The sequence below is a fragment of the Pedobacter sp. KH_004 genome (assembly GCF_057840755.1).
Window position 1 is genome coordinate 169,137 of the sequence record NZ_CM174519.1, and the last position, 24,662, is coordinate 193,798.

The following is a 24,662-nucleotide window of genomic DNA, read 5'->3' on the forward strand; positions in this document are numbered from 1 at the left end:
GCAATCTCAGTTGGAAAATAGATTGATTCGTGCCTCGCAATGACGAGTGTTTTAGGGATTTTGTTCTTACGTTAAACCTTAAACCTTCCGCCTTTTAACCTTCTACCGGTTCAAGCATTTCTCTAACATCTGTAATCACGCCAGTTACGGCAGCCGCAGCAGCTGTTAGCGGACTGGCTAGTAATGTTCTGGCATTTTGTCCTTGTCTACCTTCAAAATTTCTGTTCGATGTAGAAACGCAATATTTTCCAGCTGGAATTTTATCTTCATTCATTCCTAAACAAGCACTGCAACCTGGCTCACGCAATTGAAAACCTGCGGCCTCGAAAATTTTATCTAAACCTTCATTTTTCGCTTGTTGCTCTACTTGCTTCGAACCCGGAACAATCCAAACCGTAACATTATCCGCTTTGCGTTTATCTTTTACAAAATCTGCCACTTCGCGTAAATCTTCAATACGAGAATTGGTACAGCTGCCAATGAAAACATAATCAACCGGTTTTCCGATCAAAGCGGCATCATCATCAAAGCCCATATAATCCAAAGCTTTTTGATAAGAAAGTTTTTCTTTATCAGGTTGTGCGTTAGTCGCCGGAATATGCTCCTGGATTCCCATTCCCATTCCTGGGTTGGTTCCATAAGTAATCATCGGTGCGATATCTACGGCATTAAATGTTAAAACGCTATCGAATTTCGCATCAGCATCGCTATACAAAGTTTTCCAATACGCTAAAGCTTTATCCCACTCTTCGCCTGCAGGCGCAAACTCTCTTCCTTTAATATAACTGAACGTGGTTTGGTCAGGAGCAATTAAACCACCTCTCGCACCCATTTCGATACTCATGTTGCAGATTGTCATTCGGGCTTCCATGCTCAAAGCTTCAATTGCCGAACCGGCATACTCAATGAAATAACCCGTTCCGCCAGCTGCAGAAATTTGAGAGATGATGTAAAGGATGATGTCTTTTGCACCAACACCTTTGCCCAATTCCCCGTTAACCTCAATTTTCATGGTTTTAGGTTTCGACTGCAATAAACATTGCGTTGCAAAAACCTGCTCCACTTGCGAGGTTCCGATACCAAAAGCGATGGCTCCGAAAGCACCATGTGTTGAAGTGTGACTATCGCCGCATACCATCGTTTTCCCTGGTAAGGTAATGCCCAATTCCGGACCGATTACGTGAACAATGCCTTGAAAAGGATGACCTAAACCATAAAGCTCAATTCCAAATTCTGCACAATTTTTGGTCAGCATATCCACCTGATAGCGAGAAAGCTCTTCTTTAATTGGCTGTAATTGGTTCAAAGTCGGCACGTTATGGTCGGCAGTAGCCACCGTTTGCTGCGGACGAAGAACTGGTAATCCTCTCTTGCGCAAACCATCAAAAGCCTGCGGAGAAGTTACCTCGTGTATTAAGTGTGTATCAATGTATAAAATATCAGGAAAGCCTTCTTCGCTTTTTACAACGTGTGCATCCCAAATTTTTTCTACTAATGTTTTTGACATTTTGTTATTTTTTGTAAACCTTATAGGTTTTTAAAACCTATAAGGTTTGAGTTCTATTATGCAGTTTTAATTGCTTTCATGGCAGTCATCGCTTTACGCAATGTAGCGCCAACTTGTTCTACTTCGTGTGAGCGAATTGCCTCGTTAACATCGATTAATTTTCTGTTATCTACAGCGCCATCTTTACCCTCGTTAAAGTTTTTACCCACTAAGTCAGTGTCAACTTTAGTCATGAAGTCAGCTAATAATGGTTTACAAGCCTGGTCGAATAAGTAACAACCATATTCAGCTGTATCAGAAATTACGCGGTTCATTTCGAATAATTTTTTACGGGCAATGGTGTTAGCAATAAGCGGCGTTTCGTGTAACGACTCATAATAAGCTGATTCTGGTTTAATACCCGCCTGCACCATTGTTTCAAAAGCCAACTCAACCCCTGCACGAACGAAAGCAACCATTAATAAATAATTGTCGAAGTATTCTTGCTCACCGATTTTAACATCGCCAGCAGGCGTTTTTTCGAAAGCAGTTTCACCTGTTTCAGCTCTCCATTTCAATAAATTTTTATCACCAGCAGCCCAATCTTCCATCATCGTGCGGCTAAATTCGCCACTCATAATATCATCCTGGTGCTTTTGGAATAATGGGCGCATAATGTCTTTTAATTCTTCAGAAATTTCAAAAGCTTTGATTTTAGCAACATTGCTTAATCTATCCATCATTGCAGTAATTCCACCTTGTTTTAAGGCTTCAGTAATTACTTCCACACCATATTGAACCAATTTAGAAGCATAACCAGCATCAATTCCCTTTTCTACCATTTTATCGAACGATAGGATAGAACCAGTTTGCAATAAACCACAAAGAATAGTTTGCTCGCCCATCAAATCAGATTTAACTTCGGCCACAAAAGATGATTTTAAAACCCCAGCTCTGTGGCCACCTGTACCAACAGCATAAGCTTTTGCCTGTGCCAATCCTTTACCTTGTGGATCGTTTTCTGGATGAACAGCAATTAAAGTTGGCACACCAAAACCACGAACATATTCCGCTCTAACTTCGCTACCCGGACATTTTGGAGCCACCATAATAACCGTTAAATCTTTACGGATTTGCATGCCTTCTTCCACAATATTGAAACCGTGAGAGTAAGATAACGTTGCACCTTCCTTCATCAAAGGCATAATTGCATTTACAACGGCAGTATGTTGTTTATCTGGCGTAAGGTTAATTACCACATCGGCAGTTGGAATTAAATCTTCGTAAGTACCAACTTTGAAGTTGTTTTCGGTTGCATTTTTCCATGAATCTCTTTTGCCTTCAATCGCCTCTTTGCGCAACGTGTAACTTACATCTAAACCACTATCTCTTAAATTTAAACCTTGATTTAAGCCTTGAGCGCCGCAGCCTACAATCACTAGTTTTTTGCCTTTCAAAGCGCTAACGCCATCTAAAAACTCGTTGCTGTCCATGAAATCGCAAACACCTAGCTGGTTTAATTTTTCTCTTAGAGGTAATGTGTTAAAATAATTTGACATCGTTTTTGTTATTTATTTTATGGTTCTATTTTCTATTAATATTATTGTCAAGTCCGTGTCTTCACGAACAGTTGTTTCTTTTCGGGACGATTTACCGATATGTTATGTGCGGTCGTCATTGCGAGGAACGAAGTAATCCTATAACTAAAGCGAGATCTTTAACCTATCGCATTAAGACTGCTTCGTTCCTCGCAAAAACGAGTGTGTTAGCTTTCGTCTTTTCGCTAAACCCTAAACCCTTTCTACGCCTTTCTTCAGTGCCCAAGCATATCCATAATGCACATTATCGTGCCCTATAGTGGTAACCAGCACTTCTTCTATACTTTTCATCTCTGCTCCATAGGTGGAAGTTGAAAAAGGCGTGATGTTTGCAAAAACGCCATTTGCATAATCTTCTTTTATCTCTTCAACGCTATCAAGTGCTAAAGCTTTTAATTCCTCAACTTCTTCCATAGTTACAGTGTATGTCGGCCGAGTGTCTTTCTTATAGAATTCGTTAAAGTTTACCGAGTTTGTATCTGCTAAAACCCCGGTGCGTACATAACAAAGCGTTTGTGTACTTACCACAATGTGCCCGAAATTCCAAACAATATTGTTGTTGTAACCTTCAGGAATTTTATTCAATTGCTCAATCGTCAAACCATCTATTAACTGAATAAAGGCTTTGCGTGAGGTAATTATAAAATCAAATATTTCGTTCATTTTTTCTATTGTTTTAGGTTTTAAGTTATACGTTTTACGTCCTGAACTTATAACTTACAACTTCTAACGTCGTATTCATCTACATTGTAAATATCTTCTCGCCTTTATCTAAGAACTCATTTTCTACCAGTTCTTCCCCGGGTTCAAAGGCCTCAAATTCTTTCAGTTTCTCGTGGAAACCAGCGCTATCTTTAATAATCGCAACCCTTGCAGAACGTACAAACTCAATCAGTTCGTAAGGCTCAAGTGCTTTCACTAGCGCATCGGTTTCTTCTCTGTGGCCAGTTACGGCAAAAACGGTATAATCTTTACGGATTACCACGGCGCTTGCTCCATATTGTCTAAGCAAACGTTCTACGGTTACTTTCTCCGCAATTTCATCTGTAGATACTTTGTACAGCGCCAGTTCCTGCCAGATAATTTCTTCATTGGTATTGAAGTAGACTTTCAGAACTTCAATTTGCTTTTCAATTTGACGGGCAAGTTTCCGAACCACTTCATAACTTTCTGTAATGACGATGTTGAAACGGTGGATGCCATCGATTTCGGAAGCAGAACTATTTAAACTTTCGATATTGATTTTTCTTTTCGAGAAGATAATCGCAATCCTGTTTAATAAACCAATGCGATTTTCAGCATACACGGTAATGGTGTATTCTTGCTTCCCGTCGATATCGGCTTTATCTATTGTATGTTGTATTGTATTTTCAGTACTCATGATAATTTCTTTTTTACCTTGTCGTCATTTCGACCTTGCGGAGAAATCTTTGTTCAAAGTTCTCTCCATTTCGCTGCGCTCCAGTCGAGATGACGATCAGATTTAATCTTATTTCAACCTAATTTCACTTACGCTCATTCCTTGTGGAACCATTGGGAAAACATTATTTTCTCTTCCAACCATCACTTCTAAAAGGTAAGATCCTTCGTGATTGATCATCGTTTCCAAAGCTTTTCTTAAGGTGGCACGTTCATCAACTTTATCGGCTTCGATATAATATGCTTTAGCCAGGGCCACAAAATCAGGACTCGTAATGTTTACAAAAGAGTATCGTTTATCGTGGAATAATTGTTGCCATTGGCGAACCATCCCTAAGAAGCGATTATTCAAAATCAAAATTTTTACTGCCGCACCGAACTGCATAATGGTTCCCAGTTCCTGGGGCGTCATTTGGAAACCTCCATCACCGATAATTGCGATTACCGTTTTATCTGGCGCACCATATTTTGCACCAATTGCTGCCGGCAAGCCGAAGCCCATGGTGCCCAAACCACCAGAAGTGATATTGCTACGGGTATTATTAAATTTGGCATAACGGCAGGCAACCATTTGGTGTTGACCAACATCGGTTACGATTATAGCATCGCCGCCGCAGATTTCATTGATGTTGCGCAATACTTCGCCCATCGTCATTTCATCACTTGTTGGATGAAGCTCTGGCGTGATTACCTGGTCTATTTCTTGCTGATTATAATCTTTGAATTTCGCCAACCATTCTTCGTGTTTGCTTTCATTAACCAGATTGGTTAATAGGGGTAGGGTTTCTTTACAATCGCCCCAAACGCCTACTTCTGCCTTTACATTTTTATCAATTTCAGCAGGGTCGATATCGAAATGAATTACCTTTGCCTGTTTGGCATATTTATCTAAACGACCAGTTACGCGGTCATCGAAACGCATTCCAATCGCAATTAATACATCACATTCATTAGTCAAAACATTCGGACCGTAATTGCCATGCATCCCTAGCATCCCAACATTTAATGGGTGTGAAGTTGGAATTGCGCCATCACCCATGATTGTCCAGGCAGCTGGGATGCCAGATTTCTCAATAAACGCTTTGAACTCTGCTTCCGCTTTGCCTAAAATAACGCCCTGTCCGAATAATACAAATGGTTTTTTTGCTGCATTGATTAATGCTGCCGCTTGCTCAATATATTCAACCCTAACTTTTGGTTTTGGGCGATAAGAGCGGATATGATTACATTTTACATATTCAGGAAATTCCTCAACCTGTAATTGTGCGTTCTTAGTAATGTCAATTAAAACTGGTCCTGGTCTGCCGCTTTTTGCGATATAAAATGCTTTAGCCAAAACCTCCGGGATCTCTTTAGCATCGGTAACCTGATAATTCCATTTAGTAACGGGGGTTGTAATGTTAATCACATCCGTTTCCTGAAAAGCATCGGTTCCCAATAAATGTGCAAAAACCTGCCCTGTGATACAAACCAAAGGAGTACTATCAATTTGAGCATCGGCCAAACCAGTAACTAAATTAGTTGCGCCTGGACCACTTGTTGCAAAACAAACCCCAACTTTTCCACTTGTTCTGGCAAAACCTTGTGCAGCATGAATACCACCTTGCTCATGGCGAACTAAAATATGCTCTAGTTTGTCGGCGTAATCGTAAAGTGCATCGTAAATTGGCATGATAGCCCCACCTGGATAGCCGAAAATGGTGGTTACGCCCTCCTCAATTAATCCATTCAACAAAACCTGTGAGCCTGTTCCTTTGAATAAAGTTTTTGAAGCTTCTGCTTTCGCCTCGGTTTGTTGTATCGTATCTTGTGCAGTTTCCATAATTATGTTTTTACGGTTCTATTATTTTTTAATTTTAAACCCAATCCGCTCCCTATCTTTCCATTTTAATTGAGCAATTTTTTCGTCGAGCATGTTAACCATTGCATCGTAGAGTTCGTTTAATTGAACATCATGCTCTCCAAGTCGCTCTTTAATTTTAAGTAGCTGTTCATTAATATTGCTTTGTTTTAGCAAAATTTTGCGAACATCTACAAATGCTCTCATAATGGCAATGTTCATATTAATCGCCCTTTCGCTTCTCAAAACGCCACTAAGCATGGCTACACCTTGCTCTGTAAAGCGTATGGTAAGTTCCCCCGGTGTTTTTGGGAACCGGTCACAATTTGTGACCAGTTCAGTATCACAATCTGTGAGGACGGAGTAATTCATTTGCGGTTTCAATTTGAAACCTCAAATTTTCCCACTCTTCTATTGTTAATTGGAACATAAAATCTTCCGGGAAGCGTTGTTTGTTACGCTTAACCGCTTGATTCAAAACCTTTGTTTCAACTTCATAAAGCAAAGTCAAATCGAAATCTGGCATTACTCTTTCACCCCGAATCGTATAAATTCTACTTTGAATGCTTTTAATAATCTGCATATCTTTAAGTTTAATATTATTTTCTAGTCGGGATGACATCAAAATTTAATATTCATCAGTTACACAACCGCTTGCTGCATCTGATACTGTTTTAGCATATTTATATAAAACACCTTTTGTCACTTTCAACGCTGGTTGAACGTATCTGTTTCTTCTCTCGGCGATCACCTCGTCACTTACCTGCAAACTAATTATATTATTAACGGCGTCGATTAAGATTGGATCATTATCCTCAACCAGACCAATTAAACCTCCTTTATAAGATTCTGGCGTGATATGCCCCACTACAAAGCCGTGTGTTCCACCAGAAAAGCGACCATCGGTAATTAAAGCGACCGACTTACCTAAACCTGCACCGATAATGGCCGATGTTGGCTTTAACATTTCAGGCATACCTGGAGCACCAACTGGGCCAGAGTTTTTAATTACAATTACATCACCCGGTTGAACACGACCGCTAGAAATACCAGCAATTAAATCATGCTCGCCATCAAAAACACGTGCCGGACCTTCAAATTTTTCTCCCTCCTTACCAGAGATTTTTGCCACTGAACCTTTCTCCGCTAAATTTCCATAAAGAATCTGTAGATGACCTGTTGGTTTGATTGGTTCGCTTAATTTCTGAATGATTTTTTGATCGTAATCCATAATTGATTTCACATCACCCAGGTTTTCAGCCATTGTTTTTCCAGTTACGGTTAGGCAATCGCCATGCAATAAGCCTTCATTCAATAAGAATTTCAACACTGCAGGAATACCACCGTACTGATGTAAATCTTGCATCAGGAATTTTCCACTTGGTTTAAAATCAGCTAAAACCGGAGTTACATCGCTCATTCTCTGGAAATCATCCTGTGTAATTTCAACTCCGATAGCTTTACCCATTGCAATAAAATGTAGTACTGCATTGGTGCTTCCTCCTAAAATAATGATCGAACGGATGGCATTTTCAAATGCTTTCCTCGTCATAATATCAGATGGTTTGATATCTTTTTCTAATAATATCTTGATGTATTTTCCAGCATCTAAACATTCTTGTTTTTTCTCCGGACTAATTGCCGGGTTTGAAGAGGAGTAAGGCAAACTCATACCTAAAGCTTCGATAGCTGATGCCATGGTGTTTGCGGTGTACATTCCTCCACATGCACCCGCACCCGGGCAAGTATGTTTTATAATTCCCTGATAATCTTCTTCAGATAAATTACCACAGATTTTTTGTCCTAATGCTTCAAATGCTGAAACTATATTTAATTCTTCGCCTTTATAATGGCCTGGAGCAATCGTTCCTCCGTAAACCATAATTGATGGACGATCTAAACGAGCCATAGCCATGATTGCTCCCGGCATGTTTTTGTCACAGCCTGGAATGGAGATAATTCCATCATAATATTGTCCACCACAAATGGTTTCGATACTGTCAGCAATTACATCGCGGCTCACCAATGAGTAACGCATCCCATCTGTTCCGTTACTCATTCCATCGCTTACGCCAATGGTATTAAAAACCAAGCCCACTAAATCATTTTTCCAGACCCCAGTTTTAACGTCTTTTGCAAGATCGTTCAGGTGCATGTTGCAGGTGTTGCCATCGTAACCCATACTTGCAATTCCGACTTGTGCCTTTGCCATATCTGCATCGGTTAATCCGATTCCATATAACATAGCTTGTGCAGCAGGTTGCGTTGGGTCTTGTGTAAATGTTTTACTGTACTTGTTTAATTCGCTCATTGTTTAGTAATTGGTGGTAATGTTGTAATGTTTTAAGGTTGTAATGTTTTGGAATCCGTCTAGATACTCGATAATAACTACTTGATACTAAATGATCACTTCGTAGTTTACTTTTTCCAGTACAAGGTTTTTATAAGCTCTTTGTATGGTATAACCGATAGATTCTCTCCAAAGCGTGCGGAAGACAATATCGTCAATAGAGGCAATACCTGCAATTTCGGTAGCAGTACCACATAGGAATGCACTATCAGCATTTTTCAAACCTTCGACGGTTAATTTTTTCTCGATGCATTCGATATCTAATACACTACAAAGTTCTTTAACCGTTGCCCGGGTAATTCCTGGTAAAATATTACCCAATGATGGAGTGTACAATTTTCCATCTTTCTCTAAGAAAATGTTCGCACCCGAAGATTCAGCAACAAATCCATGCATATCTAAAAGTAGCGCATCATCATAGCCCTTTATGTTGGCCGCAGTAGTTGCCAAAATCGAGTTTACATAGTTTCCACTTAACTTAGCCTCCATCGGAGTCGATTTCGGGTTTGGTCTTTCGTAATCGGAGATGGTGAGTTTTAAAAGTTTATTCCCTGAGTAAGCCTCCCAATCCCAGGCGCAGATCAGTATCGAAACACCACTTGGTCCATTCAATTTCATGTTTGGATGGCAAAAAACCAACGGCCGGATATAGGCATCCTTTAACTTATTTAAAGTAAGAAGCTTGTAGGTTTCTTTAATTAATTCTTGTTTATCCCATGGGAAGGGAATATTGGCCAACTGGCAAGAGCGCTCTAAACGGTCAAAATGGGCAGCGGCTTTGAAAATCCGATTTCCATTGTGTGTTTTATATGCTCTGATACCTTCAAACGCGGCATAACCGTAGTGTAACGACTGGCCATAAAGGTCGGTGCCACTATCTACAGCTTTTTCGAACCTTCCATCAAGATAAATAATCGTATTAGAATTGTAGTACTTCATAATACTGCGTTTTGTTATTTAAAAAAAGCGTCCTGTTTGTATCAGGACGCTTTAGGTATATTTAGTTTTTTAAATCTATTTAAAAGCTGCCCGTCTTCTTTCCTAAAATTAGGAGTAGGAGGTTTAGAATAATGACAAATAACAACACAATATTTCCGCCCGCATTTGCGGTACTGATTTTGGAAAGATTATTGTTTTGAATTGTCATTATTTTCTGATGCTTTATAAATACCAATTTAGTTTTTGGTTCACTAATATGCAAGAGAAATAAGAAAAAAGTTAAATAAGAATAATATTTTTAAATTTTCTGTTTAAACAGAATGTTATTCTTTATAGAAACGGAAATAGTGATTTAATGTCGTTGGTGGTATACCGAATATCAAAACGGTATACGGTATGTTTGTTATGCTTGCATTGTAAAATTTACTATTTTCTTCCTAAATGTGACTTCTGGTTGGAGAAATGTTCAAATTCTAAGGGTTAACTATAACAAAAAAGCCTTCCCGAAATTAATCGGAAAGGCTTTCTATAATGATGCTAAAATAAATTCAGCACTAATTTTATTTAAGCAATACCTTCAGCCAAAACAACAATTTTGTTGTGGATAGCTTCAACAACACCGCCTTTGATGAAAAAACGTTGCTCATCGGCTTTGCCAGCTTTGATAATAACTTCTCCATCTTCTAAAGTTGAGATGATCGCCGCATGGTCTTTCAAAATTTGAAAAGAACCTAAAGTACCCGGAACGGTAACTGCTGTTACCTCACCTTCGAAAACTTTTTTATCTGGAGTTAATATTTCTAAATTCATTTCTTTAGTAGTTAGTATTTAGTAACTAGTAATTAAACTAGTTCGCTAAATAAATTATTGAGGTAGTACTTAGGCTAGAGACCGTATCTTTATACTAAGTACTAACTACTATATACTAATTAGCTTCTGCCAATAACTTCTTACCTTTTTCAACAGCATCTTCAATGCTACCAACTAAGTTAAATGCAGCTTCTGGATATTCATCAACTTCACCATCCATAATCATGTTGAAACCTTTGATGGTATCTTTAATATCAACCAACACACCTTTTAAGCCGGTAAATTGTTCCGCTACGTGGAAAGGTTGAGATAAGAAACGTTGCACACGACGAGCTCTTGATACCACTAATTTATCTTCTTCAGATAATTCGTCCATACCTAAAATCGCAATGATATCTTGTAATTCTTTATAACGTTGTAAAGTTTCTTTCACACGTTGTGCAGTGTTGTAGTGCTCATCACCTAAAACAGCAGGAGAAAGGATACGTGAAGTAGAATCTAATGGATCTACTGCTGGATAAATACCAAGCTCAGCAATTTTACGAGAAAGTACTGTAGTTGCATCTAAGTGGGCAAATGTTGTCGCCGGTGCAGGGTCAGTTAAATCATCCGCAGGTACATATACCGCTTGTACTGATGTAATTGAACCACGTTTAGTTGAAGTAATACGCTCTTGCATTAAACCCATTTCAGTTGCCAATGTTGGTTGGTAACCTACTGCAGATGGCATACGGCCTAATAAAGCCGATACCTCAGAACCTGCCTGAGTGAAACGGAAGATGTTATCAACGAAGAAAAGGATGTCTTTTCCTGCGCCTTCACCATCACCATCGCGGAAATATTCTGCAACTGTTAATCCTGATAATGCTACACGAGCACGTGCACCAGGAGGCTCGTTCATTTGACCGAAAACTAATGTTGCTTTAGATTCTTTTAATTTTTCAGTATCAACCGCTTTCAAATCCCATCCACCTTTTTCCATGGAGTGTAAGAAATCGTCACCGTAGTTGATTACGCCTGATTCGATAAATTCACGTAATAAATCGTTACCCTCACGAGTACGCTCACCAACACCTGCGAATACTGATAAACCAGCATAAGCTTTAGCGATGTTGTTTACCAACTCCATAATTAATACCGTTTTACCTACACCAGCACCACCGAACAAACCAATTTTACCACCTTTTGCATAAGGCTCTAATAAATCGATTACTTTGATACCTGTGAAAAGTACCTCAGTTTCAGTTGATAAATCTTCGAACTTAGGAGGAGTAGCATGGATCGGACGACCGTCAGTTTTATCTACAGCAGTAATACCGTCAATCGCATCACCTACTACGTTAAATAAACGACCTTTAATTTGATCGCCCACTGGCATTTTAATCGCTGAACCAGTATCAAGTACCTTCATTCCACGGACTAAACCATCAGTAGAATCCATAGAGATTGCACGTACGCGATCTTCGCCTAAATGCTGTTGAACTTCTAAAACAATTTTTTGTCCATTTTCTTTTGTTATCTCTAACGCATCGAAAATTTTAGGTAGATGGGCATCATCAGCAAAGCTAACGTCAACCACTGGGCCGATAATTTGTGCTATTTTTCCTAAGTTAGGCATATCTGTTGTGAGTAAATTTATTACAGTCAATGAATTAAAGCTGTTTGTAAGGGCTCCAATTCGGTTGGCAAAGTTAAGTTATTATTAGTAAATTTTAAATATATATTACAAATTTTTCTTAGGCGATTTTAATGGGTAGTTTAGCGGTATAAAATCAATCGATGAAAACAATTTTAACTACTGGCAGCAACGGACTCTTAGGTCAGAAATTAACAGAAAAAATTTTGGCAGAGGGTAGGGTAAAGTTGGTGGCCACATCAAAAGGTATAAACCGTTATCCAGTTAAAGCCGGCTATGGATATGCAGAAATGGATATTCTCAATCTACAACAGGTCAGAGAAGTTATAGATAAATATCAACCAGACGCCATCATTCATACTGCAGCAATGACCAATGTAGATACCGCTGAAGCGGATAAAGGGATGTGTTATCAATTAAATGTAGTAGCGGTTCAAAATCTTTTATCGCTATGCGAAGAAAAAAATATCCAATTGATTCATTTAAGTACAGATTTTGTTTTTGACGGGGAAGAAGGACCATATAAAGAAGATGATCCGGTTAACCCCGTGAGTTATTATGGCGAATCGAAAGTTTTGGCTGAAGAAATAATTAGGAAATCGACAGCAGATTGGGTAGTTATGAGAACGATTTTGGTTTATGGCATTACCAACGATATGAGCAGAAGTAATATTGTCTTGTGGGCAAAAGGGGCTTTGGAGAAAGGTTTGCCAATAAAAGTTGTAAATGATCAATGGCGAATGCCAACATTAGCTGAAGATTTGGCCGAAGCTTGTTTGTTAGCCGTTGAAAAAAATGCAAAGGGAATATATCATGTATCTGGCAAAGATTACATGAGCATTGCAGATTTAGTGCGAAAAGTTGCCGATTATTGGGCATTGGATCAATCGATTATTTCAGAGGTAAGTTCTGTCGGTTTAAACCAAACGGCGAGGAGACCGATGAAAACCGGTTTTGTATTAGATAAAGCGATAAACGATTTGGATTACCGGCCGCATAGTTTTGAGGAAGGTTTGAAGATCGTGGTTGAGCAGATGACAAGTAGGAAATAGGAAATGGAAAACGGGGAAATGGAAATTAGGAAATAGACAAATCCGTAAGCTCTTTCTTTTCGAACTTTGTACCGCAATTTATCAGTTAGCCAATTTATTCCAGCAATTCAAACAGTTAAACAATTAAACAATAATAAATATATGTCATTACACGTAGGCGATCAGGCCCCAGATTTTAAATTATACAGCTCAGATTTAGCAGAAGTTTCTTTATCTGCATTCAAAGGAAAAAAAGTAATCATACACTTCTTCCCGATGGCTTTTACGGGTACGTGTACCGAACAACTTTGTACAATGAGAGACAATTTCAGCTTTTACGAAGGTATCGATGCCCAAGTATTAGGAATTTCTGTAGATTCTCCGTTTTCTTTGGCCAAATTCAAGGAAGTTCAAAATTATCAGTTCCCGTTATTATCTGACTTTAATAAGGAAGTATCTGAATCGTTTGGCGCTATCTACCCAGAATTTGTGTTCGGTTTAAAGGGCGTTTCTAAAAGAGCAGCTTTTGTAATAGATGAGGAAGGAAAAATAGTTTACGCTGAAGTTTTAGAAGATGCAAAAGATTTGCCTGATTTTAAGGCAATTGATGATGCTTTGAAAGCTTAATATTCCGTAACGCTAAGTTTATTTGAGATTTTTTTTCAAAATTATTTTGAATTTAAATCTCAAATCTTACCTTTGCAGTCCGTTAACAAACGAAAATGCATTTGTAGCTCAATTGGATAGAGCATCTCACTACGGATGAGAAGGTTTGGGGTTCGAATCCCTACAAGTGCACTTAAAGAGGATCTCGAAATGAGATCCTCTTTTTTTATGTTCAATTTTTATCAAGAACCAGTCTTGTTTTGAGAATTGCATAAAATTCTGCTAGAAATTCTGCAAAGATTCCCTAAATCATAAGATTCTTTGCAAAATAATTTAGATAGGTTTCAAATTGCCTCGTTTTTCAAATAAATTCTTAATTATAAAACTCATCCAAATTAATAATTATATATTTGCAGCCTTGAAAGGCAGCGCTTTGTGCGATTTTCATGATTAGTTGATGTCTTGTTGTCAAGACTGTTTATTTTAAAGACAACCTAAACCACGTTAATGCTTAATTTAGTTCTCTTTGGCCCTCCAGGGGCGGGTAAAGGCACCCAATCTGAAAAGCTGATTGCAAAATATCAGTTGGTACATGTTTCAACAGGCGATCTTTTTAGAGCACACGTTAAAGGTGAAACAGAATTAGGAAGAAAAGTTAGTCAATTATTAGCAGATGGAGAGTTAGTTCCTGATGCAATTACAATTGCCATGCTTGAAGAAGAAGTAGACAAAAATCCTGATGCAAAAGGTTTCGTATTTGATGGTTTTCCTCGTACTGTTCCTCAAGCAAGAGAACTCGATTTGTTTTTAGAACGTAAAGGAAGCAAGATTGCTGGAGTTATTGCTTTAGATGTTGATCAGGCGGAACTTACCAAACGCATAGCTGAACGTCATAAAACAAGTGGCCGACCGGATGATGACGCGGAAAAGTTAAAAAAGCGGATCTCAGAATACTTTGAAAAAACAATCCATGTTTTGCCTTATTATGAAGAGCAAGGAAAGTTGAAAAAAGTAAACGGCATTGGAGAAATTGGAAATGTATACAATGATCTCTGTGCAGTAATTGATCAATTTTAAAGGATAAAAATATAAATTTTAACATCCGCAAAAATAACAGTTGTTGTTTTTTGCGGATGTTTGTTTTTTAGCGATTTTTGTAAATCAGATTCGTTAATACAAAAAAATACAACAAGAGTTCATCGATTTTTTTAATCTAAAATCGTCAATCTAAAATCTAAAATCAATATGTCACAGGGTTCGAATTTCGTAGATTATGTAAAAATTTGCTGCCGTTCTGGTAAAGGAGGAGCTGGTTCAGCACATTTACATCGTGATATTTTGACTTCTATGGGCGGGCCTGATGGAGGTGATGGTGGTCGTGGCGGGCACATCATTGTAAAAGGCAGCGTTCATATCTGGACATTATTACACCTCAAATATCGTAAGCATATCATTGCCCAGGATGGTGGTGCAGGCGGAAGTTCACACAAATTCGGCAAGCAAGGCCAAGATGAAATCCTCGAAGTTCCTTTGGGAACAATTGCTAAAGATGCTGAAACCGGAGAGGTTCTTTTTGAAATTACTAAGGATGGTGAAACTAAAATTTTAACTGCTGGCGGTCGTGGCGGTTTAGGAAATGCACATTTCAAAAACGCAGTACAGCAAACCCCACGTTTTGCACAACCAGGTGAGCCGGGAAAAGAGGTTTGGAATATCCTTGAACTGAAAGTTTTAGCAGATGTAGGATTAGTTGGGTTTCCAAACGCTGGAAAATCTACCTTGTTATCCGTGGTTTCGGCTGCTAAACCAGAAATTGCAGATTATCCGTTTACCACAATTGTTCCTAATTTGGGTATTGTAAGTTACCGCGGAGGCAAATCTTTCGTCATGGCCGATATTCCGGGAATTATCGAAGGCGCTTCAAAAGGTAAGGGTTTAGGCTACCGTTTCTTACGTCACATTGAACGTAATTCGGTGTTGTTATTTATGATTCCTGCAGATACCAGCAGAACCATCAAAGAAGAATATGAGATTTTAAAAAGTGAGCTTCAATCTTATAATCCTGAACTTATGCAAAAACCGCATGTTTTGGCCATAACGAAATCCGATATGTTGGATGAAGAACTGATGACAGAAATGAAACAGGATTTGCCAGATATACCGTCGATTTTTATCTCTTCAGTGGCACAAAAAAACTTATTGGAGCTAAAAGATATGCTTGTAAAAGCGATTGAAAGCTAAGGTTGAGAGTTGAGAGGTGAGAGTTGAGAGTTGAGAGTTGAGAGTTGAGAGTTGAGAGTTGAGAGTTGAGAGTTGAAGGAATTTGGGGCATACAAGTTACATTGTTTAGTTCGCAACCTGTCCATTTAAATTATTTTTTGGGTACTTCAGTATTTTAAAACGATAAGTTTCAATATCATATTAATATCAAGCCTAAATTCTAAGCCGGTCTACTAAACATCCAACCCATTCTTTCAAAATGAATTGCCAGTAGCTTAGCGCATCTGCGTTGGGCATGTAATAGTCTGATATATCATATTTTTCCTTACCGATGTAATCTGTTGGGTAATAAGCCAATTGCTTATCGAAAGCTTTATCAAAAATCATTTTTGAACGCGGAAGATGCCATGCACTGGTGATTACCAAAACGGTTGCGTCCCGTTTATTTTTGTTGATCAGTTCTACACTATATTTTGCATTTTCAATCGTATTCTTGCTTCTATTCTCTATTAAAACGCATGAGTCTGGTATCCCAATTTGCTTTAAATATTTCGCTACATAATCGGCTTCAATAGATTCTTTGCCAATCAGTTTTCCGGAACCACCACTAATCAGGATTTTTTTTATTACACCCGTTTTAAATAAATAAATAGTTTGAATAAGCCGATCTCCACGCTCATTTGCGGCAAGCTTTCCACGTTGGGTAGATTTAGAGAAACCACCTAGTAGTATTCCGATATCATACTTTTGATATTTAGGATAAGTGGGTTCATAAATATTGTATATTTTTCCGATTAAAAAACTGTTCGAAAAAACAACGAGCAGTGAGGCCGCCAGTATAAAAAGTATCTTCCTCCGCCGCTCTTTTCGCGTAAAAATTGCAAATAATAATACTGCGAAAACCCAAATGATGGGTTGCAGAAGAAAAAGTAATAATTTTGAAAAAATAAAAATCATAAAGCAAAATAACCTTTCAAAACTAAGGTTATTTTGCCAATTGTACGTTATCCCTGGCCATCCTGAACTTGCCCATTATCATGAGCATGTTCTAGAATTTCCTTGATATCTGATTTGGGTTTTTTGGTTACCGTATGTTTATAATGTGGCACTTCATGTTCTACAATATCGTTTTCTATTGCTTCTACACCAAAAACCTTTTCCTTTAACAAGTTATATTTATCCTGAAATCCGTAGCGTAAATTTTTTGCGCCACTGGCAATTTTACCTCTTGTTCCTGAACCACTATCTGGTGCAAATAAAATACTTACTATTGCCCCTGCAGCTAAGCCAGCCACCAATGCCAACGCAACCTGAGCGTTATTGGTCGATTTGTGGGCAACATATTTTCCGATTAACTTTCTGTATTTCATAATTATGAGCTTTTAAATTCAACAAACGCTAAGTTAATAATGTTTCATATTTTTTGTTTTGGAAAGCAATTACACCAGCATTTGGTTTAAATCGATCCCGCTCTCGCTTCTGCTCCGATAAAAAATCGGGAGCATTTCGCTAAGATCGGGTTTAAGTGGCAACAGCTGTGCAGCTAGGTAAAAACCTATCGTTTGTTAAATTACATATTAGAGAAAGAGTAATAAAATTGCAGGAACAGGGTTATTTTTATGGGACCGGCTAGCGTTTATAAACCTAACGGGCAGAGCGAGCACGCAGTGTTAACCTTCGGGGTTAACAACGAAGTAAAGCAAATGGCAGGACTACAGACCGCCAGAAGTTGATTACCCTTCATTTTCTAATAATTATAGCGCTATGTTTAAAATAAAACGTAATATTTGAAATCAAATACATTTTAAATGGTAAAAGCCACAATAAACAAAGCGCATTATGCCTGTTCGGTAACAAACGGATCTCACGAAGTGATTGTAGATGAGCCGATAGAGCTAGGCGGAACACACAAAGGATTTGCTCCTAAAGGTTTGCTAATGGCGTCGCTTGCTTCTTGCGTGGCCATTACTTTGCGCATGTATGTAGATAGAAAGGGTTGGGCTGTAGATAAAATTGAGGTTGAAGTTAATATGGGCATTGAAAATGCAGAAGATGTTTTTCTGGAGGAAATAACGTGTACTGGCAATTTATCGGAAGATCAGAAACAAAGGCTTGAAGTTATTGCTTCCAAGTGCCCGGTAAGCAAAATATTGACTGTTGGGCATGAGGTACGCTCTAAAGTGCTTTAACGGTAACGGTGCAAAACTCGTTTCCCACAATGCTAAAAAGTCTTAATATCTTTGTAACACTTCAGTTTTTTCTGAAGTAAAAAAATTATATATGGCCACCGAAATTAAATGTCCGAACTGTGCCCATGTTTTTCCGATGGAAGAAGCAATGGCCGAAGATTATAAGAAAGAGCTGCGTGAGAAAATGGTCACTTTTACCAAACAAAAAGATGAAGAATTTCAGCGTAAGCTTGCCACAATAGAAAATGAAAAGCAACTGCAGCAAAAGGCTTTTGATGCAAAACTGGTTGAAGAGAAAAACAAACTCAAGGGCGATTTAGAAGAGAATTTACGTAAAAGTATTGCTTCGGATTATGAGACTAAACTTCAGATGTTGGAAGGTTCTGCAAAGGACAATGCCGAAAAATTAAGACTGGCACGGGAAAAGGAACTTCAGTTTCTGAAACGTGAGGAAAGCTTAAAAATTAAGGAAGAGGAGATGGAATTGGCTTTCCAACGCAAAATGCAGGAGCAACGCAATGAGTTGGTAGAGCAAATTCGCAAGCAGGAAGCCGAAAAAAACAGCATCAAAGATACCGAACATCAGCTTCGCTTAAAAGAGTTGGAGAAACAACTTGATGATCAGAAAAAGCTGGCCGAAGAAATGAAACGTAAGGCCGAGCAGGGCAGCATGCAGCTGCAAGGCGAAGTGCAAGAGTTGATTTTAGAAGAATTGTTGCGCAGTAATTTTCCTTTTGATTTGATTGAAGAAGTTGGGAAGGGCGTTCGTGGTGCCGATTGTGTGCAGGTGGTGCGCAACAATTTCGGACAGGAATGCGGGAAAATTATTTATGAAAGCAAGCGTACAAAAGATTTTGGTGGCGACTGGATTGAAAAGCTGAAGAAAGATATGCGAAGCATGGGCGTTGATGTGGCGGTGATTGTAAGTCAGTGTTACCCAAAAGGTATGGATTGCTTTGGACAAAAAGACGGGGTTTGGATTTGCTCTTTTGAAGAAGTAAATGCAGTGGCTTATGTGCTGCGTGATGGAATTTTACGTTTGTCGAGCGCTATGAAATCGCAGGAAAATCGCGGTGACAAAATGCACATGCTTTACGATTACCTCACCGGAGCTGAATTTTCAGAGCAATGGAAAGCCATTCGCGAAGGTTTTATGAGTATGAAGTTGTCTATCCAACGCGAACGCGATGCCATGGAACGTTTGTGGAAAGCCCGCGAAAAGCAACTCGAAAAAGTATTGTTAAATGCAACGCACATTCGTGGTTCAATTGAAGGAATCGCCGGTAGCGATAGTATTCAGTTAAGTTTAACCGATGATGATGAAACATTGCTGTTGGATTAAAATAAGAGCTTGTCATGCTGAATACAGTGAAGAATCTCATGGTCTGGAATGCTGGTCCCGAAAAATTTAGTTACAGAAATTAGTGGGTTAATTTTATATAGTGCTGTTCGTTACGGATTCTTCACTGCGTTCAGAATGACAGTAAAATAAATACAAAAACTGCTAACGTAGATTCAGCCAAACGAGATGGCTAAGCGAACTGCTTTAAGTCGGTCGTCACGTCATCCCGATTGAAGCGCAGCGGAATGAAGAGACCTTTAAAAATTTCTCCGAAAGGTAGAAATGACGAAACCAAATAAAAGAATTACAAACATTAAATTATATAAAGTGAATAAAAACCTAACCCACAAATCCCTTAGCCCTTATAAACTTCTGGTATTCATTTGCATTTTTCTTTTTTCCGGGAACGTTTCCGGACAGGAATTAAAATCGCCGGATGCAAACTTAGTAGCCAGTTTTTTATTGACTGACAGCGGCGTACCAACCTACAGCCTAAAGTATAAAGGTAAAGAAGTAATCAAAACCAGTAAACTAGGTTTAGAACTAAAAGACGGTAAATCATTTTTAAATGGTTTTACCATTACCGATTCTAAAGCCAGTACCTTCAACGAAACCTGGAAACCTGTTTGGGGAGAAGTGAAAGAAATTGTAAATCATTACAACGAACTGGCTATAACATTAACACAGAAAGAAACGAACCGTTTCATCATCATCCGGTTGCGCTTATTTAATGATGGTTTAGGATTTAGATATGAGTTTCCGGAGCAAAAAAATCTTGATTATTTCGTAATCAAAGAAGAAAGAACGCAATTCGCCTTAGCAGGAGATCACAAAGCATTTTGGTTGCCTGGCGATTATGATACGCAAGAATACAGTACGGTAACTTCAAACTTATCAGAAGTTCGCAGCAAAATGAAGGCTGCGGTAACACCAAATGCATCTCAAACTACTTTTTCACCAACGGGCTTACAAACGCCTTTGATGATGAAGAGCAAAGACGGTTTGTACATCAATATTCATGAGGCAGCGTTAATCAACTATTCATTAATGTCGTTGAATCTCGACGATAAAAATATGGTTTTGGAATCATGGTTAACGCCAGATGCGGTAGGGGATAAGGGTTATCTGCAAGCGCCGTGTTTATCACCATGGAGAACCATCATCGTAGGCGATAAAGCAGGTGATATCTTGACATCTAAATTAACCTACAACCTTAACGAACCAACAAAATTTAAAGAAGTTTCATGGATTAAGCCCACAAAATATGTTGGCGTTTGGTGGGAAATGATCACCGGAAAAAGTACCTGGGCTTATAATAATTTAACCAGTGTACAACTTGGCGTAACCGATTATGCTAAAACAAAACCAAATGGTAAACATGCTGCAAACACCGCTCATGTAAAAGAATACATCGATTTCGCTGCGAAAAATGGCTTGGATGCGGTATTGGTTGAAGGCTGGAACGAAGGATGGGAAGATTGGTTTGGGAAAACAAAAGATTATGTTTTCGATTTCGTAACGCCTTACCCTGATTTTGATGTGAAAGAATTGCATCGCTATGCAGCAAGCAAAGGCATCAAAATGATAATGCACCACGAAACTTCTTCTTCTGTTCGTAACTATGAAAGACACATTGATACTGCTTATAAGTTTATGAAAGCCAATGGGTACGATGCAGTAAAGAGTGGTTATGTAGGCAATATGATTCCTCGTGGCGAACATCATTACGGGCAGTGGTTAAACAATCATTATTTGTATGCCATCCAAAAGGCAGCTGAATATAAAATTATGGTAAATGCACATGAGGCCGTTCGGCCGACTGGTTTGGCCCGTACTTACCCAAATTTAATTGGTAATGAATCTGCCAGAGGAACAGAATATGAGGCATTTGGTGGTAACAATGCAGATCACACTACAATTTTGCCATTTACTCGTTTAATCGGCGGTCCGATGGATTACACACCTGGCATTTTCGAAACGAAGGTGAGTGCTTATAATCCAGAAAATAATTCATTTGTTCACAGCACACTTGCCCGTCAGCTTGCACTTTATGTTACCATGTATAGTCCGCTGCAAATGGCGGCCGACTTGCCTGAAACTTATAACAAATACATGGATGCTTTCCAGTTTATTAAAGATGTGGCGGTTGATTGGGATGATAGCAAAGTTTTGGAAGCCGAACCAGGAGATTATATTACCTTCGCCCGTAAAGCCAAAGGCAAAAACAATTGGTTTGTGGGTCGCACCAATGATGAAATTGCCCGTACGTCGAGAATAGATTTCAGCTTTTTAGATGCCGGTAAAAAATATATCGCAACCATTTATGCTGATGCGAAAGGTGCGCATTACGAAACTAATCCTAAAGCTTACACCATTCGTAAAATGGAGGTGACCAATAAAACAAAATTAACGCTGAATTGTGCGCCGGGTGGTGGTTATGCAATCAGCATCATGGCGAAGTAAGTTTGACTGCGAAGAACGTTAGGTCTTTCAGTGATTTATTCAGTTCAAGTCGTTCCAAGTGGAACGACTTTTTTAATGGTGTTTTTTGAAAAATACGCCCGCAGATTAAAATGATCTCCTCTGTGATTTATGATAGGTTTTTCGTCCTTGCTAGGTACGAAGCAATCTTAAAGCGAAAAGTTTAATAGCTTCCATACCAGGATTGCTTCGTGCCTCAGCAATGACGACCGTTCTTAAAGCCATTATATTGATTTTTATGAAGTAGATTAATCCTCACCGAAACATGCATCGGAGCAATAATAGTTAAGTTTTCATCTAAAAAATCCAAATTTCTTTCTTTGCGTTTTCACTTTTTGTACTTTGCGGTTGAAAACTTAATCTACGCAAACTCACAATTATGGCCAGAACCAAAAATCACATCGAACTACAGTTTTTAAGCGAACCATCTGATGTAAATTATGGTGGCAAAGTTCATGGCGGTATGATGATGAAATGGATTGACCAGGCGGCATTTGCCTGTGCTTTGCAATGGAGCGAATCTTACTGCGTAACGGTTTATGTAGGCGGCATCCGATTTTTCCATCCCGTACATATCGGGCATCTGGTAAAAATGGAAGCGAGAATTATTTACACCGGTAAAACCAGTATGCACATCGCTGTAGATGCTTATTCAAAACCTGTGGGTAAAGCCGATTTTGTCAAAAACACACACTGTATCATTGTTTTTGTGGCGGTAAATGATGAGGGCCAACCGCAACCAATCCCAGCATTTAAACCAAAAACTGAAAAGGAAATTGCTATGCATGGCTATGCTATAAAATTAATGGAGTTAAGAAAAAGCATTGATAAAGAAATGGAACCTTATATTGTTTAGCCAATTTAGTGTTCAAATAACAATGGACAACTGTTCGAATCCCTTCGGCTCCATTTATTGATTACATTTCTTTATTTCTAAGTTACTTGTAGCGATAGAAGCTACACTTGGCAACACAAAACTAAACTTACTGCCTTCGCCAAGCGCACTTTCTATCCATATTTTTCCGTCTTCTGCTTCGATAAAATCTTTTGATATGGCTAAACCCAATCCAGAACCAGATTTGTTTTGCCCATCAGTAGGTACTTGGAAATAGCGGTCGAATAATCGTTTTTGATATTTCTCTTCAATTCCTTTTCCATAGTCTTTTACCGAGAATTGAACAAATTTGCCTTTTTGAAAAACATCTATCACAACCTTCGATTTTTCTGAACTATAACGCAAGGCATTTGATAAAAAGTTTACTAAAACCCAAGCCGTTTTTTGAATATCGGCATTCACCTTTGGTAGATTTTCAGCACAGTTGAGTTCGAGTTGAATTAGTTTCTGTTCAGCCTGAAACTTTACGGCATCTAATGCATAGTTTACAATTTCCTTTGGCTCGGTTAGGGCAAATGTTAACTTCAAATTTCCGGTTTCTACCTGCGATAAATCCAGTAATTCACCGGTGATTTTTAGAAGCCTGTCACTATCTTCCTTAATATGGTTGAGTAGCTGATTCTGTTCCTCATTTACCGAACCTACCCGATGATCGTTAAGCAGTTTCAAACTCATTTTAATGGAAGATAACGGAGTTTTCAACTCATGCGAAACCGTAGCAATGAAATTTGTTTTGGCTTCATCAAGTTCCTTAAATTGAGTAATATTTTTTAACACATAAACACTCCCTGCAGATTTTGACGATGCGGTGAGTGCCTTTTCATCCTGCTCATCATAATTTGGGATCACGATTTCGCGGTTTTCCAAAAGGAAGTAAGATTCCTTTTCATCGGCATATATTTTAAGGGTTTTATCCTCCGTTTCGGGTTGGGTAATTCTTTTGAACAATTCATTCTTTTTAACCAGTTCGGTGATGTTCTGCCCGATAACTTTCTCCTCATCAACACTCATCAGCTTTGCTGCCAAATGATTTAAAAATAACACTTCGCCTTTTTCATTTAAGCCAATAATGGCATCTTGCATTTGAGCAATAATGGCTTCAATTCTGGATTTTTCCGACTTTATTTTGGAGAGATTACTATTTTCCCACTCGTTCAATTTCTTTACCATGACGTTAAACGCATCTGCAAGTTCTGTAAATTCGTCTTGATTATTGAAATGCAAACGTTGCTTGTAGTTTTTCCTGCTGATTTGTTTAATGGCATCGCTAAATTCTGCCAACGGATTAGCCACAAAGCCAGGGAAATTAACAATGAAAGTAAATAGAATTAAAAAACTTAAGCCCGCTGCAATGGAAATATACATATTTGCATTTGCCGACGTTTTGTTTGCCAGTTCATTTTTGTCGTAGATGGCTTTCATATTTATTTCTTCGATACTTTGCAGTGCAGATCGTAAGGTTTTCAAATCGATTTTTCCGGTAGGTTGCTGCAATTTCTTGTAAGCTAAAGCCAGGTTTTGATAAGCGACTTTTTCACCATTCTCGGTGATATTTTGGCCCTCGTTTTTTAAGTTATCTTCAAATATTTGCGCTTGTCTTTTCGATAAAGGAAATACTCCTTCATCCAAAATAGTTCGCATTGCAGCAACATATTTTAAGGATTTGTAATTGTCTTTCAGGATTACTTTTGATTTATCTGAAAGCTCGTTTAGAAAAAACAATGCAATTAATCCGAAGGATAAAACAATTATAAAGAGGAACCCAAATCCGAGACGAAGCTTGGTTTTAATTTTCATGGTGGTTTAATTTGTTAACCGCA

Annotated in this window: 22 protein-coding genes and 1 tRNA gene; 9 read left to right on the top strand and 14 right to left on the bottom strand. The window is 38.5% G+C overall.

Features of this window, described 5'->3' with window-relative positions; genetic code table 11:
- Nucleotides 1-94: 94 nt before the first annotated feature.
- The 11 genes from leuC to atpD form a co-directional block, all read right to left on the bottom strand.
- On the bottom strand, nucleotides 95-1,507 hold the full coding sequence (gene leuC / locus AC3ITD_RS00750) for a 3-isopropylmalate dehydratase large subunit (RefSeq protein WP_489363215.1): 1,413 nt from the start codon (nucleotides 1,505-1,507) through the stop codon (nucleotides 95-97).
- 56 nt (nucleotides 1,508-1,563) lie between these two features.
- Nucleotides 1,564-3,045 (bottom strand): ketol-acid reductoisomerase, encoded by a 1,482-nt coding sequence (ilvC, locus tag AC3ITD_RS00755; protein WP_265798121.1) that lies wholly within the window; start codon nucleotides 3,043-3,045, stop codon nucleotides 1,564-1,566.
- 231 nt (nucleotides 3,046-3,276) lie between these two features.
- On the bottom strand, nucleotides 3,277-3,747 hold the full coding sequence (locus AC3ITD_RS00760; protein WP_489363217.1) for a DinB family protein: 471 nt from the start codon (nucleotides 3,745-3,747) through the stop codon (nucleotides 3,277-3,279).
- 79 nt (nucleotides 3,748-3,826) lie between these two features.
- Entirely contained in the window at nucleotides 3,827-4,465 is a 639-nt protein-coding gene (gene ilvN / locus AC3ITD_RS00765; RefSeq protein ID WP_056851585.1) for an acetolactate synthase small subunit, read from the bottom strand.
- A gap of 108 nt (nucleotides 4,466-4,573) precedes the next feature.
- Nucleotides 4,574-6,325, bottom strand: a complete 1,752-nt coding sequence (gene ilvB, locus AC3ITD_RS00770; RefSeq protein WP_265798123.1) for a biosynthetic-type acetolactate synthase large subunit — start codon at nucleotides 6,323-6,325, stop codon at nucleotides 4,574-4,576.
- A gap of 21 nt (nucleotides 6,326-6,346) precedes the next feature.
- A complete protein-coding gene (locus AC3ITD_RS00775) occupies nucleotides 6,347-6,715 on the bottom strand; it encodes a hypothetical protein (protein ID WP_265798124.1) in 369 nt (122 codons plus the stop codon).
- On the bottom strand, nucleotides 6,687-6,926 hold the full coding sequence (locus AC3ITD_RS00780; protein WP_489363220.1) for an ORF6N domain-containing protein: 240 nt from the start codon (nucleotides 6,924-6,926) through the stop codon (nucleotides 6,687-6,689). Before AC3ITD_RS00780 ends, AC3ITD_RS00775 begins: the two co-directional genes overlap by 29 nt.
- A gap of 45 nt (nucleotides 6,927-6,971) precedes the next feature.
- The gene (gene ilvD / locus AC3ITD_RS00785; protein WP_489363222.1) at nucleotides 6,972-8,654 is read right to left on the bottom strand and encodes a dihydroxy-acid dehydratase; all 1,683 of its coding nucleotides are present in this window, start codon (nucleotides 8,652-8,654) and stop codon (nucleotides 6,972-6,974) included.
- An 87-nt stretch (nucleotides 8,655-8,741) separates the two neighbouring features.
- Nucleotides 8,742-9,632: an aminotransferase class IV gene (locus AC3ITD_RS00790; RefSeq protein ID WP_489363224.1), complete on the bottom strand. Its 891-nt coding sequence runs from the start codon at nucleotides 9,630-9,632 to the stop codon at nucleotides 8,742-8,744.
- A gap of 564 nt (nucleotides 9,633-10,196) precedes the next feature.
- The gene (gene atpC / locus AC3ITD_RS00795) at nucleotides 10,197-10,442 is read right to left on the bottom strand and encodes an ATP synthase F1 subunit epsilon (protein WP_231425138.1); all 246 of its coding nucleotides are present in this window, start codon (nucleotides 10,440-10,442) and stop codon (nucleotides 10,197-10,199) included.
- Between the two features lie 115 nt (nucleotides 10,443-10,557).
- A complete protein-coding gene (atpD, locus tag AC3ITD_RS00800) occupies nucleotides 10,558-12,060 on the bottom strand; it encodes a F0F1 ATP synthase subunit beta (protein WP_489363227.1) in 1,503 nt (500 codons plus the stop codon).
- Between the two features lie 161 nt (nucleotides 12,061-12,221).
- On the opposite strand from atpD, the gene AC3ITD_RS00805 reads away from it, so the two are divergent.
- The 5 genes from AC3ITD_RS00805 (at nucleotide 12,222) to obgE (ending at nucleotide 15,956) form a co-directional block, all read left to right on the top strand.
- The gene (locus AC3ITD_RS00805) at nucleotides 12,222-13,130 is read left to right on the top strand and encodes an SDR family oxidoreductase (RefSeq protein WP_489363229.1); all 909 of its coding nucleotides are present in this window, start codon (nucleotides 12,222-12,224) and stop codon (nucleotides 13,128-13,130) included.
- Nucleotides 13,131-13,271: 141 nt separating this feature from the next.
- Nucleotides 13,272-13,736 (top strand): redoxin domain-containing protein, encoded by a 465-nt coding sequence (locus tag AC3ITD_RS00810; protein WP_265798129.1) that lies wholly within the window; start codon nucleotides 13,272-13,274, stop codon nucleotides 13,734-13,736.
- A gap of 97 nt (nucleotides 13,737-13,833) precedes the next feature.
- Nucleotides 13,834-13,907 (top strand) — tRNA-Arg (locus tag AC3ITD_RS00815).
- 315 nt (nucleotides 13,908-14,222) lie between these two features.
- Nucleotides 14,223-14,792 (top strand): adenylate kinase, encoded by a 570-nt coding sequence (locus AC3ITD_RS00820; RefSeq protein ID WP_489363231.1) that lies wholly within the window; start codon nucleotides 14,223-14,225, stop codon nucleotides 14,790-14,792.
- 168 nt (nucleotides 14,793-14,960) lie between these two features.
- On the top strand, nucleotides 14,961-15,956 hold the full coding sequence (gene obgE, locus AC3ITD_RS00825) for a GTPase ObgE (protein WP_489363233.1): 996 nt from the start codon (nucleotides 14,961-14,963) through the stop codon (nucleotides 15,954-15,956).
- A 192-nt stretch (nucleotides 15,957-16,148) separates the two neighbouring features.
- Here obgE and AC3ITD_RS00830 read toward each other — a convergent pair whose 3' ends face one another.
- Complete coding sequence (locus AC3ITD_RS00830) at nucleotides 16,149-16,892, bottom strand: YdcF family protein (RefSeq protein ID WP_489363235.1); 744 nt, start codon at nucleotides 16,890-16,892, stop codon at nucleotides 16,149-16,151.
- A gap of 47 nt (nucleotides 16,893-16,939) precedes the next feature.
- The gene (locus AC3ITD_RS00835; protein ID WP_463483754.1) at nucleotides 16,940-17,305 is read right to left on the bottom strand and encodes a YtxH domain-containing protein; all 366 of its coding nucleotides are present in this window, start codon (nucleotides 17,303-17,305) and stop codon (nucleotides 16,940-16,942) included.
- A 438-nt stretch (nucleotides 17,306-17,743) separates the two neighbouring features.
- Here AC3ITD_RS00835 and AC3ITD_RS00840 point away from each other — a divergent pair, with 438 nt between their 5' ends.
- The 4 genes from AC3ITD_RS00840 (at nucleotide 17,744) to AC3ITD_RS00855 (ending at nucleotide 22,803) form a co-directional block, all read left to right on the top strand.
- Nucleotides 17,744-18,124, top strand: coding sequence for an OsmC family protein (locus tag AC3ITD_RS00840; protein WP_489363237.1), 381 nt, complete (start codon nucleotides 17,744-17,746; stop codon nucleotides 18,122-18,124).
- Nucleotides 18,125-18,215: 91 nt separating this feature from the next.
- Nucleotides 18,216-19,466 carry a DUF2130 domain-containing protein gene (locus AC3ITD_RS00845; protein ID WP_265798135.1) on the top strand — a complete coding sequence of 417 codons (1,251 nt, stop codon included), beginning with the start codon at nucleotides 18,216-18,218 and terminating at the stop codon, nucleotides 19,464-19,466.
- Nucleotides 19,467-19,793: 327 nt separating this feature from the next.
- A complete protein-coding gene (locus AC3ITD_RS00850) occupies nucleotides 19,794-21,929 on the top strand; it encodes a glycoside hydrolase family 97 protein (RefSeq protein ID WP_489363239.1) in 2,136 nt (711 codons plus the stop codon).
- A 397-nt stretch (nucleotides 21,930-22,326) separates the two neighbouring features.
- Nucleotides 22,327-22,803 carry an acyl-CoA thioesterase gene (locus AC3ITD_RS00855; RefSeq protein WP_265798137.1) on the top strand — a complete coding sequence of 159 codons (477 nt, stop codon included), beginning with the start codon at nucleotides 22,327-22,329 and terminating at the stop codon, nucleotides 22,801-22,803.
- A gap of 54 nt (nucleotides 22,804-22,857) precedes the next feature.
- Here AC3ITD_RS00855 and AC3ITD_RS00860 read toward each other — a convergent pair whose 3' ends face one another.
- On the bottom strand, nucleotides 22,858-24,639 hold the full coding sequence (locus AC3ITD_RS00860; protein WP_489363241.1) for a HAMP domain-containing sensor histidine kinase: 1,782 nt from the start codon (nucleotides 24,637-24,639) through the stop codon (nucleotides 22,858-22,860).
- Nucleotides 24,640-24,662: the final 23 nt, after the last annotated feature.